Annotated in this window: 11 protein-coding genes and 1 pseudogene; 3 read left to right on the plus strand and 9 right to left on the minus strand. The window is 70.5% G+C overall.

What is annotated here, in order from left to right; translation table 11 throughout:
- Positions 1-73: 73 nt before the first annotated feature.
- The 6 genes and pseudogenes from ELQ90_RS10220 to ELQ90_RS10245 form a co-directional block, all read right to left on the minus strand.
- On the minus strand, positions 74-1690 hold the full coding sequence (locus ELQ90_RS10220; RefSeq protein WP_128495142.1) for a xylulokinase: 1617 nt from the start codon (positions 1688-1690) through the stop codon (positions 74-76).
- A gap of 161 nt (positions 1691-1851) precedes the next feature.
- Positions 1852-2553: pseudogene (locus ELQ90_RS10225) on the minus strand (L-ribulose-5-phosphate 4-epimerase); the annotation flags it as partial.
- Positions 2554-2696: 143 nt separating this feature from the next.
- Positions 2697-3686: a LacI family DNA-binding transcriptional regulator gene (locus tag ELQ90_RS10230; RefSeq protein WP_128495143.1), complete on the minus strand. Its 990-nt coding sequence runs from the start codon at positions 3684-3686 to the stop codon at positions 2697-2699.
- A 60-nt stretch (positions 3687-3746) separates the two neighbouring features.
- Positions 3747-4754 (minus strand): sugar phosphate isomerase/epimerase family protein, encoded by a 1008-nt coding sequence (locus ELQ90_RS10235; protein ID WP_128495144.1) that lies wholly within the window; start codon positions 4752-4754, stop codon positions 3747-3749.
- A gap of 18 nt (positions 4755-4772) precedes the next feature.
- Complete coding sequence (locus ELQ90_RS10240) at positions 4773-5999, minus strand: Gfo/Idh/MocA family protein (RefSeq protein WP_208020623.1); 1227 nt, start codon at positions 5997-5999, stop codon at positions 4773-4775.
- Positions 6000-6108: 109 nt separating this feature from the next.
- Complete coding sequence (locus ELQ90_RS10245; protein ID WP_128495145.1) at positions 6109-7158, minus strand: substrate-binding domain-containing protein; 1050 nt, start codon at positions 7156-7158, stop codon at positions 6109-6111.
- Between the two features lie 256 nt (positions 7159-7414).
- Between ELQ90_RS10245 and ELQ90_RS10250 the strand changes: the two genes are divergently transcribed.
- A complete protein-coding gene (locus ELQ90_RS10250) occupies positions 7415-8932 on the plus strand; it encodes a sugar ABC transporter ATP-binding protein (protein WP_128495146.1) in 1518 nt (505 codons plus the stop codon).
- A complete protein-coding gene (locus ELQ90_RS10255; RefSeq protein ID WP_128495147.1) occupies positions 8929-10047 on the plus strand; it encodes an ABC transporter permease in 1119 nt (372 codons plus the stop codon). Before ELQ90_RS10250 ends, ELQ90_RS10255 begins: the two co-directional genes overlap by 4 nt.
- Positions 10048-10085: 38 nt before the next feature.
- Here the strand turns inward: ELQ90_RS10255 and ELQ90_RS10260 are convergent, their stop codons facing one another.
- On the minus strand, positions 10086-11459 hold the full coding sequence (locus ELQ90_RS10260) for an HNH endonuclease signature motif containing protein (RefSeq protein ID WP_166408984.1): 1374 nt from the start codon (positions 11457-11459) through the stop codon (positions 10086-10088).
- A 289-nt stretch (positions 11460-11748) separates the two neighbouring features.
- On the opposite strand from ELQ90_RS10260, the gene ELQ90_RS10265 reads away from it, so the two are divergent.
- Positions 11749-12570 carry a Rossmann-fold NAD(P)-binding domain-containing protein gene (locus ELQ90_RS10265; protein ID WP_243696115.1) on the plus strand — a complete coding sequence of 274 codons (822 nt, stop codon included), beginning with the start codon at positions 11749-11751 and terminating at the stop codon, positions 12568-12570.
- A gap of 152 nt (positions 12571-12722) precedes the next feature.
- Here ELQ90_RS10265 and ELQ90_RS10270 read toward each other — a convergent pair whose 3' ends face one another.
- Together ELQ90_RS10270 and ELQ90_RS10275 are read right to left on the minus strand one after the other, a co-directional pair.
- Entirely contained in the window at positions 12723-13751 is a 1029-nt protein-coding gene (locus ELQ90_RS10270; protein WP_128495149.1) for a zinc-binding dehydrogenase, read from the minus strand.
- Between the two features lie 207 nt (positions 13752-13958).
- On the minus strand, positions 13959-14960 hold the full coding sequence (locus ELQ90_RS10275; RefSeq protein WP_128495150.1) for a helix-turn-helix transcriptional regulator: 1002 nt from the start codon (positions 14958-14960) through the stop codon (positions 13959-13961).
- Positions 14961-14965: the final 5 nt, after the last annotated feature.

Raw genomic sequence — 14965 nt, forward strand, 5'->3', positions numbered from 1 at the left:
CCTGTCGTTCCGACGTTTCTGCGGGGGGGGGGGGGGGGAGAGAGGCGGAGGGGATGCCTCGACGGTGCGCGACTCAGAGAGCGCCGACGGCCGACCGTTCGATCGCGAGCCCGGCCTCGTACCGTTCGAGGTAAGCGGCGAAGCCGGCGACGTCGTCCGCCTCGGGCTTCGCGGTGTCGATCGCCGCCCCGGCGAAGACGCGATCGCGCAAGTAGTCGCCGAGCGACTGCCCGCCCTCCGCCGCCGTGAGGTACGACGCGAGGACGGCGATGCCCCACGCCCCGCCCTCCGATGCGGTCCGCATGACGGCGACCGGGGCATCGATCGAGGCGGCGAGGAAGCGCTGCGCGACACCGGCCGTGCGGAAGACCCCGCCGTGCGCGAACATCGTGTCGAGGACGACGCCTTCGTCGGCGAGGACACGCATGCCGAGGCTCAAGGTCCCGAACACGCCGTAGACCTGCGCGCGCATGAAGTTCGCGAGCGTGAACCGGCTATCGGGGGCGCGCACGACGAGGGGGCGCCCCTCGTCGAGGCCGGCGATCGGCTCGCCCGCGAGGTGGTTGTAGGCGAGCAGCCCGCCGGCGTCCGCCTCTCCGCCGAGCGCCTCACGGAAGAGCGCTTCGAACGCCGTGTCGGCGTCGACGGGCGTGCCCGTCACCTCCGAGAAGCGACGGAAGAGCCCGACCCACGCGGCCAGTTCGCTCGCCCCGTTGTTGCAGTGCACCATCGCGACGGGATCCCCGGCGGGCGTCGTCACCACGTCGAGTTCCGCGTGCGCGTGTTGCAGCGGTCGCTCGAGGACGACCATCGCGAAGATGCTCGTCCCGGCGCTCACGTTGCCCGTGCGCGGCGAGACGGCTCCCGTCGCGACCATGCCCGTGCCCGCGTCGCCCTCGGGAGGGCAGAACGGGACGCCCGGCCGGAGGGAACCGCTCGGGTCGAGGAGGGCTGCCCCGTCGGCGGTCAACTGGCCGGCGGGGCGTCCGGCGGCGAGCACGGTCGGCAGCACCTCCGCGAGCCGCAGTCCCGGAGCGAGCGGCTCGACGATCCGGTCGTAGCGGGCGACGAAGTCCGCGTCGTACGCGACCGTGGTCGAGTCGATGGGGAACATCCCGGAGGCGTCGCCGACGCCGATGACCTTCTCCCCCGTGAGTCGCCAGTGCACGTAGCCGGCGAGCGTCGACACGAAGCGGACGTCGGGCACGTGGGGCTCGGCGTCGAGCACGGCTTGATGCAGGTGCGCGACGGACCAGCGCAAGGGGATGTTGACTCCGAACAACGCGGACAGCTCCTCGGAGGCCCGACCCGTCGTCGTGTTGCGCCACGTGCGGAACGGGACGAGCAACTCGTCCTCGTCGTCGAACGCGAGGTAGCCGTGCATCATCGCCGAGATACCGATCGCGCCGAAGGTCTCGGGCCGCACGCCGAAACGACCCTCGACATCGGCGACGAGACCGGCGTATGCCGACTGGAGTGCGCTCCAGACGTCGTCGAGGGAGTAGGTCCACATCCTGTCGACGAAACGGTTCTCCCAATCGTGACTGCCCGTCGCGAGTACGTCGGTCGGGTCCTCGCCCACGAGACACGCCTTGATGCGGGTCGACCCGAGCTCGATGCCGAGGGACGTGCGCCCGGAGAGGATCGCCTCCCGCGCCGCCGTGACGTCGATCTCTCGAGTCGCGTTCATCGCTGCTCCTCCGATGTCCGGCCGTGCTCGTTTCGGCCGTGCTCGTTTCGGCCGTGCTCGTTTCGGCCGTGCTCGTTCCGGCCGGGCTCGTTCCGGCCGGGCTCGTCCGGGCCGGGCTCGTCCGGGCCGGACTCGTTCCGGCCGGATTCGTTCTGGCCGGGCTCGTTCTGGCCGTACACGTTCTGGTAGCGCGCGAAGAGCGTGTCGATGCGGTCCTGCGGGATCGGGATGAGCGGACCGGCCTCGCGCGCGATGTGCACTGTGCGGGCGGCGTCTTCGCACATCACCGCGGCCTTGACGGCGTCGGCGGCGTCGGATCCGATGGTGAACGGACCGTGGTTCTGCATGAGCACCGCGCGGGAACGGTGACCCGAGAGGGTCTCGACGATGCCGCGACCGATCGAGTCGTCGCCGATGATCGCGAACGGCCCGACCGGGATGGGCCCCCCGAACTCGTCTGCCATTCCCGTGATGACGCACGGGATCTCCTCACCACGAGCAGCCCACGCGACGGCGTACGTCGAGTGCGTGTGCACGACCCCGCCGACCTCGGGCATGTTGCGGTAGACGTAGGCGTGGGCGGCCGTGTCGCTCGACGGGCTGCGGTCGCTCCCCGGCGTACCCGGCACGACGGTGCCGTCGAGGTCGCACAGGATCATGGTGTCCGGCGTGAGGTCGTCGTATGAGACGCCTGACGGCTTGATCACGAAGAGGTCGGCGCCCGGCACACGACCGGAGATGTTTCCGCCCGTCCAGACCACGAGCCCGTAGCGGACGAGTTCTCCGTGGAGGCGGGCGACGTCGGCCCTGACGGCATCGATCGCCGCTGCGATGCCGGGATCCGAGAGGTGCGGGGGCGACATCCCCGGCGTCGTCGCCGGTGCAGGGCTCGTCATGCGTTCTCCATCGAAAGGTCGAGCGTCGGCCGTCGCCGACTGCGCCCGATGTTACCGGTAACATCGGGCGGGCGCCAGAGCGGAATCGGAGATCCCGCATCGCCGCCGACTCAGGCGAGCGGCGCCGCCGTCGACGCGCGCACGACGAGGCGGGGCGCGGCCGGTTCGGAGCCGGTCGCACCGAGGACCCCGTCGAGGGCACGGCCGGCCTCGCCCGCCACGTCGACGCGCACCGTCGTGAGCGCCGGCGTGTAGAACGCCGCGTCGGGATTGTCGTCGAAGCCCACGATGGAGAGCACGCCCGGAACGGCGATGCCGCGTTCCGTCAGTCCGGCGATGAGCCCGAGCGCCATCTGGTCGTTCGCGACGACGACGCCCGTCGGCGCGGCGGGCGCGGCGAGCGCTGCCGAGATCTCCGCCGCGAGGGCGTGACCCGACGCGGCCGTCCAGTCCCCCTCCCACCGGGCGACGACAGCGACCCCCGACCGCTCGGCCGCCGCCGCGATCCCCTCACTCCGCACGGACGACTCGAGCCAATCGGATGGGCCGGCGATCTCGGCGATCCGCACGTGTCCGAGCTCCGCGAGGTGGGCGACGGCGAGACCCGCACCGTCCGCCTGGCGCGCCCCCGGCTCGGCGTGAAGCGAGACGATCGGGATCGTGATCGCCGCGCGTTCGACGGCGGCTCGCGTCCCCACGTGCGGGGCGACGAGGACGATGCCGTCGACGCCCTGGGCCAGCAGGTGGCCGACCGCGGCGAGCACCGAGTCCGCGTCGTCCGCGTCGGCGTAGGCGGTCGCGACCCAGCGCCCCCGCTCGCGAGCCGCAGCTTCGAGCGCGGCGATCCCGGCCGACGGCCCGTAGAGAGCGGTGTCCGACGCGACGACGCCGATGATGCGCGACCGCCGCGTGCCGAGCGCTCGCGCGGCGTTGTTCATCCGGTAGTCGAGCGCGGCGACGGCATCGAGAACGCGTTGCCGCGTCTCGTCGCGGATGCCCGGGTAGTCGTTGAGCACGCGCGACACCGTTTGCGTCGAGACGCCGGCGCGGCGCGCGACATCGCGGACGCCCACCGGCCGACGCGCTTCGCTCTCGCTCATCACCGCTCAGCGTAGCGGCGGGAATCCGGCACCCGATCCCCGGAGCGACGCGTCGTCCGCTCAGCGGTCCTTCGTCGAGAACGCCGCATCGAATGCGGCGGTCGGCGGTTGGATGGCGGCGAGCCTCTGCACGAACGCGAGCGCCTCTGGCGCACCGTCGAGCCGATCCATTCCGGCGTCCTCCCACTCGACGCTCGTGGGGCCGGCGTACCCGATCGAGTTGAGTGCACGGAAGAGCGGCTCCCACGGCACGGCGCCGTGCCCCGTGGACACGAACGTCCACCCACGGCGGGGATCGGCCCACGGCCGGTGCGAGCCGAGGATGCCGTTGCGGCCGTCGAGGTTCGTGACCGACTCCTTCACGTGCACGTGGAAGATGTGATCGGCGAAGTCGAGCACGAAGGCGATGGGGTCGAGCTGCTGCCACACGAAGTGCGACGGGTCGAAGTTGAACCCGAAGCTCTTCCGGTGGCCGATGGCCTGGAGCGTGTCCTTCGCCGTCCAGTAGTCGTAGGCGATCTCGCTCGGGTGCACCTCGAGCGCGAAACGCACGCCGACCTCCTCGAAGACGTCGAGGATCGGGTTCCAGCGGTCCGCGAAGTCCTGGTAGCCGCGCGCGATGAAATCGTCGGAGGCGGGAGGGAACATCGCGACGGCCTTCCAGATGGACGATCCGCTGAAGCCGTTGACGGTCGTCACACCGAGCTTCGCCGCGAACCGGGCCGTGTCCTTGAGATCCTCGGCCGCGCGCTGCCGCACACCCTCGGGATCGCCGTCGCCCCACACCCGGTCGGAGAGGATGTCGCGGTGGCGCTCGTCGATCGGGTCGTCGCACACGGCCTGGCCGGTGAGGTGGTTCGAGATCGCGAAGACCTCGAGCCCGTTGCGCTCGAGGATCTCGCGCCGCGAGCGGACGTACTCGGCGTCGTCCCATCGCGAGACGTCGATGTGGTCGCCCCAGCAGGCGATCTCGAGTCCGTCGTAGCCCCACTCGCCGGCGAGGCGGGCGACCTCTTCGAACGGGAGGTCGGCCCATTGGCCCGTGAACAGCGTGATCGGTCGTGCCATAGGAGTGCTCGCTTTCCGTCAGTGTGCGTCGTACGCGTGCTGGTGCTCGTGCGGGTCGTGCGGGTGGACGGGCGTCCAGACGCCGTCGGCGTTGGAACTGCGCCCGACGGCGTCGAGCACCCGTTGGACGTGGAGTCCGTCTCCGAAGGAGGGCGAGGCCTCGCCCGTGCCCGCGATGGCGTCGATGAGGTCGACGACCTGGTGGCTGAAGCCGTGCTCGTAACCGAGCATGTGACCGGCCGGCCACCACGGCGCGAGGTAGGGGTGCTCGGGCTCGGTGACGAAGATCGTGCGGAAGCCCTGCTCGGTCGCCGGGACCGTCGCATCGAAGAATTGCAGTTCGTTGAGCCGCTCGAGGTCGAAGGCGATCGCACCGGTCTCGCCGGAGATCTCGATCGTGAGCGCGTTCTTGCGCCCCGTCGCGAAGCGGGTGGCCTCGAACGAGCCGAGCGGGGCGAAACCACCACCATCGGGCGCGGTGAAGCGGCCCTGGAAGAGTGCGACGTCGTCGACCGTCACCTGGCCGCGCTCGGTCGACGCGGTCCCCGACAGCCCGATGCCCTCACCGAGCAACGGTCGCTCGGACACGATCGTCTCGAGGGTTCCGGCCACCCGCTCGAGCCGGAGTCCCGTGATGAACTCCGCGAGGTCGATCGCGTGTGCGCCGATGTCCCCGAGGGCGCCGGAACCGGCGCGTTCCTTGTCGAGGCGCCAGGTCATCGGCCCGTCGGAGTCGGCGAGCCAGTCCTGTCGATAGGCCGCCCGGATCTGTCGGATCGCGCCGAGCCGTCCCGCCGCGACGAGGTCGCGCGCGAACGTGGCGGCGGGCACACGGCGGTAGGTGAATCCCACCATCGCGACGACGCCGTTCGCCGCCGCCTGCTCGGCGGCGTCCGCCATGGCCTCGGCCTCGGCGACCGTGTTCGCGAGCGGCTTCTCGCAGAGGACGTGCTTGCCCGCCCTGAGTGCGGCGATCGCGATCTCCGCGTGCGAATCGCCGGGGGTGACGATGTCGATGATGTCGACGTCGTCGCGCTCCACCGTGGACCGCCAGTCGGTCGACGTCTCCGCCCACCCCCACTTCGACGCCGCGGCCTCCGCCCGACCGGCATCCCGGCCGACGAGCACCGCCATCTCCGGGGAACGTGGGAGATCGAAGAAGCGGGGCGCGACGCGCCACCCTTGCGAGTGCGCGGATCCCATGAATCCGGACCCGATCATGGCCACACGGAGGTTGTCGGTCATTCTGGTCGGCCCTTTCGCGGCTCGGGCGTATGGAGCGGACGGGTGGATCGGGGCGCCGGCCTCGACCGGCGCCCCGACTCGGCTTTCATGCGTGGGTGGGTGTGCGTACTCAGGAGGCGAACGCGAGATCGATGAACTCGGACACGTTGTCCTTCGTCACGACGGGCGCGTCGAGCACGATGCGGGTCGGGACGCTCGGCGTGATGAGGTCGCTCGCGGTCTTTTCCTGAGCGATGAGCCGCGCGAGCGCGATGCCGTCTGCCGCTTGCGTCGACGGGTAGATGATCGTCGCCTTGAGAACGGAGTCGTCGGCCTCGATGAGGTCCATGGCGTCGCGGCTGCCCGCGCCGCCGACCATGAAGAACTCGTCGCGACCGGCCGAGTTGATCGCCGCGAGGACGCCGGTGCCCTGGTCGTCATCGTGGTTCCAGATGGCGTCGATCTGCGGGTTGGCGGACAGCAGCTGCGATGCCGCGGACTCGCCTCCCGCGACGGTGAAGTCGGCGGCGACGCGAGCGGACACCTCGAGACCGCAGTCCTCGAGCGCATCGGCGAAGCCTTGCGAGCGGTCCTGCGTCAGCGGGAGCGAGTCGATACCGGCGATCTCCGCGACGACGGCGTCGGACTGGCCGTCGAGCTGCTCGCAGATGTACGTCCCCGCACTCACACCCATGCCGTAGTTGTCGCCGAGGATCGTGGTCCGCGCGGCGAAGGGGCTCGAGAACTCCCGGTCGACGTTGATCACCGGGATGCCCGCCTCCATGGCTTTGATGGCCACCTCGGTGAGAGCGGCTCCGTCGGTCGGAAGCAGGACGATCGCGTCGACCCCCTCGTTGATGAAGGTCTCGACGGCCGCGATCTGGGCGTTCGGGTCGTTCGTGCCCTCGGCGGTCTGGAGTTCGACGTCGGGGAAGCTCTCGGCGGCGTCGAGAGCGCCGGAGTTGATGGCGCCGAGCCAGCCGTGGTCCGATGCCGGGCCGGAGAAGCCGATCGTGACCGTGTCGCCCTCCGCCGCGTTCTCCTCGGTGGTCGTGCCCTGGTCGACGACGCTCTCCTCGTCCGCGCCGCTCCCGGTGCAGGCGGTGAGCAGGCCGAGGGCCACCACCGACGCGCCAGCGCCGGCGAGAGCCCGATGGAGAATGGTTCGCTTGCGTGCCATGAGATTCTCTCCTTTGAGATCCGTATGCGATCGGCGTCGTTTGTTGGTGCAGACAGCAAATGACGCGCTCGCAATCTAACAGGGCGTTCACAGGGCGCACCAGAGCTCTCGAGAAAACGATCTCGCCCCTGTTGTGGGGCGATCGAACGCTGGAGGCGACCGGCCATCGCGTCCCTCGTCGCATCGGCGGAACGCCTCGGGAACGGGGCCCGTAAGTCCCCTTCTTCACGGCGAGACCGTCTGATATGTTGCGCCCATGGTCAATGTCGACTCAGGGCTCCTTCTCGACGCCCGTGGACTCCAGAAGTCGTTCGCCGGTGTGCGGGCGCTCCGGGACGTCAGCCTCGAGGTCCGACCCGGCGAGGTGCACTGCGTCCTCGGTCAGAACGGCGCGGGGAAGAGCACGCTCATCAAGACGCTCGCCGGCGTGCATCGCCCCGATGCCGGTGAGATCGTGTGGCTCGGCGAGCGCGTGGAGATCGCCGACCCGCAAGCGGCGATCGAACTCGGTATCGCCACCATGTACCAGGAGCTCGACGTCGTCGACGGTCTCACGGTGGCCGAGAACATCTTCCTCGGCCACGAACTCGCAACGGGCGGTTTCACGCGACGGTCGGAGGCCGCGAAGCAGACCCGCGCGCTCATGGAACGCCTCGGTCACGCGTCGATCTCGCCGCACGCCGAGGTGGGTTCGCTGAGCGCCGCGAACAAGCAGATCGTGAGCATGGCGCGCGCGCTGTCCCACGACATCAGACTCGTGATCATGGACGAGCCGTCCGCCGTGCTCGACTCGGAGGAGGTGAAGAACCTCTTCGGCGTCGTCCGCGAGCTCACCTCGGAGGGCATCGCCGTCGTCTACATCACGCACCGATTGGAGGAGATCCGTCAGATCGGCGACCGTATCACCGTCATCAAGGATGGGCGCACGATGGCGTCGGGGGTGGCCCTCGCCGACGCTCCGACGTCTGAGCTCATCAAGCTCATGACCGGACGCGAGGTCGCGAGCGTCTTCCCACCGCCCGTGCCCGTTCCCGCGGATGGCGAACCGGTCCTCGAGGTCGAGGGGCTGTCGCTCCACGGGGTGTTCTCCGACGTGTCCTTCCGGGTCCGCGCCGGTGAGATCGTGGGACTCGCGGGACTCGTGGGTTCTGGCCGGTCCGAGATCCTCGAGACCGTCTACGGTGCGCGCAAGGCGTCGAGCGGCACGGTGAGCGTCTCGGGCAAGCGCCTGCCGCGAGGGTCCGTCACGGCGGCGGTGCGCGCGGGCGTCGGCCTCTCGCCGGAGGAGCGGAAGAGCCAGGGCCTCGTGCTCAGCGAGTCGATCTTCGTGAATGTGACGCTGTCGTCGATGGCGCGGTTCGCGCGCGGCGGTTGGTTGAACGAGCGTGGCGAGCGAGCGGCGGCCCGGGAGCAGATCGAGGCTCTCGACCTGCGCCCGTCCGACCCCGATCGCCCGGCTTCGACGCTCTCGGGGGGCAACCAGCAGAAGATCCTGCTCGCGCGCTGGCTCGTGCACGGAGCGGGTGTGCTCCTCCTCGACGAGCCGACGCGTGGCGTCGACGTCGGCGCCCGCGCGGAGATCTACGCCCTCATCCGCCGCCTCGCCGCGGCGGGCAACGCGATCGTCATCGTTTCGAGCGAGATCGAGGAGGTCCTCGGGCTCGCGGACGTCGTCCTCGTCGTCTCCGACGGCCGCATCCTCGCAACGCTCCCCGCCCACGACATCGACGAGCACGGTGTGCTCGAACTCGTCATGAAAGGAACTGCCGCATGAGCGAGCAGCAGAACACCCGGATCGGCGAGGCCCGGACGCCCGGTGAATCCCAGACTCCCGGCGGTCCTCGGACTCCCGGCGATCACCAGACGCCCGGCGGTTCTCCCGGTGCCCGCTCCAGCGGAGCGGACACCGCCGCGTCGCCGTCCCTCTGGCGGCGGATCCTCAGCGGATCCGCCGGCCGCAACGCCGGCCTCGTGATCGCGTTGCTCGTGATCGTGATCGTCGGTGCGGTGACGGCGGGCGACACCTTCACGTCGGTGCCGAACGTGCTCACGATCCTGCGGCAGGCGTCGATCATCGGCGTCATCAGCATCGGGATGACGCTCGTGATCATCGGCGGGGGGATCGACCTGTCGGTCGGTTCGGTCATGGGTCTCGCCTCCGTCGTGGCGACGCTCGCGGCGATCCAGGACCTCGCGAGCAGTCTGCACTGGAGCGTCATCGCGGTCATCGCGATCGCGGTGGGAGTGGCAGCGGGATTCGTGAACGGCATCGTGGTCGCCTACGGAAAGGTCGCGGCGTTCATGGCGACGCTCGCGATGCTCGTCGCGGCTCGCGGCCTCGCGGAGATCCTCGCCAACCGCCGGACACTGACCGTGAAGTCGCGCGATTTCGTCGACGCCCTCAACGCGGACATCCTCGGCGTCGACATCCTCATCTGGATCTTCATCCTCGTGGCCGTCGCCGGTTGGCTCGTGCTCAACCGGACGACTTTCGGCCGCCGCACGGTCGCGATCGGCGGCAACCGCGAGGCCTCGCGCCTCGCCGGCATCGACGTCCGCCGGCACACCATGTACCTCTACGCGATCACGGGCCTCACCGCCGGCATCGCCGCCGTGATGATCCTCGGACGCACGACGGCCGGCACCTCGACGCACGGTCAGCTGTACGAGCTCGACGCGATCGCGGCGGTCGTGGTCGGTGGCACGCTACTCGTCGGCGGTCGTGGAACCATCACCGGCACCGTCTTCGGCGTGCTGATCTTCGCGACGCTCACGAACGTGTTCGTGCAGAACGATCTGCTCTCGTCCGTCCAGGCGGTGACGAAGGGCGTCATCATCGTCGTGGCGGTGCTGCTCCAGCAGCGCTTCGCGGCCCCGACCTCGCGGTAGCGCGCCAGGGCGTTCGGAGCACACAGGGATAACCGGACTCATCCCGTCGCGGGGAGCGGGGGCCGCCACCTTCGGGCCTTCGTCACGTACGTCCACTCGTGATGGCCGGGCCCACGGACGTGCGGGACGCCCCCAGGCATGCTGATTCGCCACGGGCCCGAATCGATCTTCTGATGGTGACCCCAGCAGAGGAGCACTCCGTTGTCGACGTGGGTCGGCCCGCCGGCTCGATGCGGGATGACGTGATGGACCTCGCACCACCCGGCCGGGATGCCGCAGCCCGGGATGATGCAGCCACCGTCTCTCGCCGTGATGACGCGCCGCTGACTGGCGATGAAGCACCGCTGCACGGATCCCAGGGAGAGGATGCGGCCCGCGGGGCTCAGTGTCGCGATCTGATGGCCGCGCGTGTCCATGAGCCGCTCGATCGAGGCGACGGGTACGGGAGTCGCGAGACCGTCGATGACGCCGAAGCCGTTCGGCTCCTCGAGGGCCTCCGCGGTGACCGTGACGATGACGGCGGGAGCCGCTCCGCCGAGGTCGGGAGCGTCGACGGCGCGTGATGCCGCGCCGACGATCGCTGCGAGAGCATCGTGCCGCTTCTCGTCGAGCGTGCGCGGGTCGGCATCGACGGCGACATCGACGTCATCGGCGGCATCCGGATCGGCGAAGGTGGGTGAACGCCGGTGAGCGTCGACGAGGTTCTTCAACGTGATCCCGACCTCGCCGGCGAGGAGCCCGGACACCGGGATGAGGCCCTCGGACGTTTCGACGCCGAAGCGGAGCCGACGCTTCCGCCGCGCACGCTGTTCCTTCGGGCGGGCGCCGTCGGGATCGATCCGCGCGATGAAGACGCTCGCCTGCATCCGCACGAGGTCGACCCGGAGGGGTGGGTGCTCGTGCGTGCCCGCGGCGAGCAGGACGAGGCCCCGCTCCGCCTCGTCGAGGATCTCGGGCGAGACCCGGCGCGCGACCCCGTCGAGTTCGCGCACGAGGACTCCGGCGGCTTCGATGCCGAGAGCGCCGTCCTCGACCGCTGCCGCGATGTGGTGGTGGGGCGCCGGGGTCTCCGCCCCGGTGATGGTGAGGCTCGGCGTGACCGCCCGCCCGAGGTGGATGCGGCTCGTCGCCGACGCGACCGAGATGCCCGCGAGAGCGGCGAGCCCGTCTGCAGCGCTTGCATGACCGAGGGCACCGAACGTGTCGATCGGGCCGTCCGATCGCGACTCCGCGTCTCCCGCGAGGCGGAGACGGAGGGCATCGATGATGCGGCCGAGCGACTCCACCTCCTCGACGAGCTGAATGTAGTCGTCGCCTGAGAGACGGGCGGGAACGAGCGCGTGGAGGGGCGCGGCGAGGGCGTCGACCGCTCGTGCGATCGACGCCCGCAGCGCCACCTCGTGTTCCCCCATAGGAACAGTGAACACCATGCCACCGACATTACGACCGAGGCCAGGGTGAGCGTGAATACGCCGATGAGAGGAACATTGTGGACGACGGGTCTCGGACTATTCTGGTGTGCTGATTCACACGTGCGGCATGGCGGCGCGGCACGCGCCCCGAACTCGAGGTGATGCCCTTCGACACGCTCAGGGAGCGCGGGGATGAGTGGGGTGACGCACGACCCGGGCCCGCGTTGCACGCCGGCGACCTCGATCCCGTGCCGACCGTGGTGTCAGCAGGGTGTGGGACAGTCGAGGGGTGACCACGTCCCCGCCTCGCACCACGCTCATCGCCGGGTGCGGGCGACTCGGCACGGCGCTCGGCAAGCGGCTCGTCATGGCGGGTGGTCGCGTCGTGGCCCTGCGGCGTGACGTGAGCGTCCTGCCCGCAGCGTTCTCGTCGATCTCGCTCGATCTGACCGCACCGATGACCGCACCGCTCCCCCACGCCGACGCGCTCGTCGTCACGCTCACGCCGAGCGCCGTGAACGGCGACTACCGCACCGCGCTCACCAACGTCCTCCAGGCGCTCCCCGGCCCCCCTGCCCGGACCGTCTTCGTCTCGACCACGGGAGTTTTCGACGGCTGGCGCGGCGGGCAACCCATCACGGAGAGCGATCTCCCGACCGGGGAAACGGGGCGCGCGCGGATACTGCTCGACGCGGAGACCGTCGCCGTCGACCTCCTCGACGCGATCATCCTGCGCCCCGTCGGCATCTACGGGCCGGGGCGCGACTTCCTCATCCGGCAGACGCTCACGGCGACCTCGATCGACGGCGGACGGATGACCAACCGCATCCACGAGGCCGACCTCGCACGGGCTCTCGAGGCGCTGCTGACCTCCGCGGCCCCTCCGCCCGTCCTGCACGCGGTGGACGAGGAACCCACCCGGCTGCGCGCCGTCGTCGACCACATCGCGGCCCGACTCGGCGTCACGGCACCGCCGACCGCGGACGACAGCGCACCGAGCGGCAACACCTTCGACGGCTCGGTCCTGCTCGATCTGCTCGGCCACCTCGACTACCCGGACTACCGGGTCGGATATGACGAACTCGTCGCGGACGCTCACCCGTCAGCCTGAGGCGCCCGGCTGATCCGGGCCGCGGGCACGCCGATGGATCGCCTCGGCATCCCGTCTCCGCGTATACGAAGGACGACCGCGGGCGTGCTTTCACCCGCGGTCGTCCAGTGCGTTCGCCGTTGCCGAGACGGGAGGTCTCGGCCCGTCGACACTCAGCTCGCGGCGCCGCCGAGGCTCGTGGTGTCGATCACGAAGCGGTAGCGCACGTCGGAGCGGAGGACGCGCTCGTAGGCGTCGTTGATCTGGTCGGCCGAGATGACCTCGACCTCGGTCGCGATGCCGTTCTCCGCGCAGAAGTCGAGCATCTCCTGGGTCTCCGCGATGCTGCCGATACCGGAGCCGCCGAACGAACGGCGGTTGCCGAACAGCGTGAACACCTGGAAGCTCACGGGCTCGGCGGGAGCACCGACGTTGACGAAGGACCCGTCGAGGCGGAGGAGCGAAAGGTACGCGTCGAAGTCGAGTTCGGCGCTGCTCACGGTGTTGAGGATGAGGTCGAAGGTGTTCGCGAGCGTCTCGAACGTCTGCGGGTCGGACGTGGCGAAGTAGTCGTCGGCGCCGAAGCGCAGCCCGTCGTCCTTCTTGCCGAGCGTCTGCGACAGCACCGTCACGTGCGCGCCCATGGCGTGGGCGAGCTTGACGGCGAGGTGGCCGAGGCCGCCCATGCCGACGACGGCGACCTTCTTGCCGGGAGCGGCACCCCAGTGGCGCAGCGGCGAGTACGTCGTGATCCCGGCGCAGAGGAGCGGCGCGGCGGCCTCGTACGGGATCGACTCGGGCACGCGGAGCACGAAGTCCTCGTCCACCACGACGTGCGTCGAGTAGCCGCCCTGCGTGACCGTGCCGTCGCGGTCCGGAGTGCGCCCGCCGTCGCCGACGACGGGCGCGTAGAAGACGCGACCGAGGGCGTTCATGGCGAGGAGATCCTGGTGGGCGGTCTCGGCGTCGTCGAACTGCAGCGCGCGCGAGATGGCGTCGAGCACCGAGGAGGACGCACCAGAGATCGCGCCGCGCTCGAGACGGGAGTAGTACTCCACGCTCACTCCGGCGAGCATCGCGACCTCTGAGCGGCGGAGACCCGGCACGCGCCGGTTCGTCCCCGCGGGAAGCCCCGCCTCCGTCGGCGACGTCTTCGCGCGGCGCGACATGAGGAACTCCCGCACCTCGTCTCGATTGTCCATGTCGACAGGCTACGTCCGCCGCGCTCGGCGTGGGATGCCCTCTCGGTACACCCCTCGCGAGTGCCCCCCCCCCTGCGCCGGCTGCACCGTCGGCAGGAGCGCCGTCGGCAGGAGCGCCGTCGGCAGGAGCACCGTCGGCAGGAGCGTGGTCGGCAGGAGCGCCGTCGGCACAGCGCCACCGCTCGCTCCGGCGTGAGCCCACCTCCGTCAGGCGGACGCCGCCGCGGCGGCCCGATCGGCGAGCGCCGCGAACGCGGATCGCAGTTCCCGCGGCTGCACATCGGAGATCGGCGCGTCCCAGCGGGAGAACGCCGCCGCGAGGCTTCCCCACGACCATGAGCCGAGCCTCACGCGGGAGCGCTCGTCATCGAGCGCCTCGGCCGTGCCGTCGCCGAGGTACGGGGCGACCTCGGCGAGCGGCACCGGGAGCGTCGCCTCACCCCAACACGCCCAGGTGTCCTCGGTGTCCGAGCCCCGGAAGCGCGCGGAGAGGAAGCGGGCGGGGTCGCCGCCGGGAACCGTACGAGGTGTGAAGCGGCGTCCGTTGTGGCTGCGGGCATTGATGCGGTCGACGCGGTAGATGCGCCAGTCCTCCCTCACGGCGGAATAGCCGATCAGATACCAGCGGCCGGAATGCAGCAGCAGATGGTGGGGTTCCGTCCGCCGCCCCACCTCGCCGTCGGAGGTGTCGGCCGTCACGCTCGGCGACGCGTAGTCGAATCGCAGCTCCTCCTCCGCCCGGATCGCCTCGCCGATGCGAACGAGCAGACCGGGATCGACCGGGGCGGCCGCGGCACCGCCCGGCGCCGGGGAGACCGAGACCGGCGACAGGTTGGCGATCCGGTTCGCCAGGTGCGCCGGCATGAGTCGCGACAGCGTGCCGAGCGCCCTCTCGGCCGCCTCGTCGAGGTCGGCGCCGAGCCCGCCGGCCGTGCGGAGGGCGAGGGCGATCGCCACAGCCTGCTCGTCGTCGAAGCGGAGTGGCGGCAGGTGAGAGCCGGCTTGCAGTCGGTAGCCACCGTCCGGCCCCCGCGTCGAGTCGATCGTGTAGTCGAGCTCGCGCAAGCGGTCGATGTCGCGCCGGACGGTCCGCTCGCTCACCTCGAGTCGACGGGCGAGCACCGGCGCCGGCCAGTCCCGCCGCGCCTGGAGGAGCGAGAGCAGGGCGAGCAGTCGCTTCGAGGTCGACGGGGAGTCGGCGATGGGCATGCACC

Origin of the sequence: Labedella phragmitis (assembly GCF_004078635.1) — a bacterium.
GTDB classification, from domain to species: domain Bacteria; phylum Actinomycetota; class Actinomycetes; order Actinomycetales; family Microbacteriaceae; genus Labedella; species Labedella phragmitis.

Bases quoted from the DNA above. Each gene is read 5' to 3' on its own strand.
- ELQ90_RS10220 (WP_128495142.1), bottom strand. From the start codon at position 1,690: ATGAACGCGACTCGAGAGATCGACGTCACGGCGGCGCGGGAGGCGATC.
- ELQ90_RS10230 (WP_128495143.1), bottom strand. From the start codon at position 3,686: ATGAGCGAGAGCGAAGCGCGTCGGCCGGTGGGCGTCCGCGATGTCGCG.
- ELQ90_RS10235 (WP_128495144.1), bottom strand. From the start codon at position 4,754: ATGGCACGACCGATCACGCTGTTCACGGGCCAATGGGCCGACCTCCCG.
- ELQ90_RS10240 (WP_208020623.1), bottom strand. From the start codon at position 5,999: ATGACCGACAACCTCCGTGTGGCCATGATCGGGTCCGGATTCATGGGA.
- ELQ90_RS10245 (WP_128495145.1), bottom strand. From the start codon at position 7,158: ATGGCACGCAAGCGAACCATTCTCCATCGGGCTCTCGCCGGCGCTGGC.
- ELQ90_RS10250 (WP_128495146.1), top strand. From the start codon at position 7,415: ATGGTCAATGTCGACTCAGGGCTCCTTCTCGACGCCCGTGGACTCCAG.
- ELQ90_RS10255 (WP_128495147.1), top strand. From the start codon at position 8,929: ATGAGCGAGCAGCAGAACACCCGGATCGGCGAGGCCCGGACGCCCGGT.
- ELQ90_RS10260 (WP_166408984.1), bottom strand. From the start codon at position 11,459: ATGGGGGAACACGAGGTGGCGCTGCGGGCGTCGATCGCACGAGCGGTC.
- ELQ90_RS10270 (WP_128495149.1), bottom strand. From the start codon at position 13,751: ATGGACAATCGAGACGAGGTGCGGGAGTTCCTCATGTCGCGCCGCGCG.
- ELQ90_RS10275 (WP_128495150.1), bottom strand. From the start codon at position 14,960: ATGCCCATCGCCGACTCCCCGTCGACCTCGAAGCGACTGCTCGCCCTG.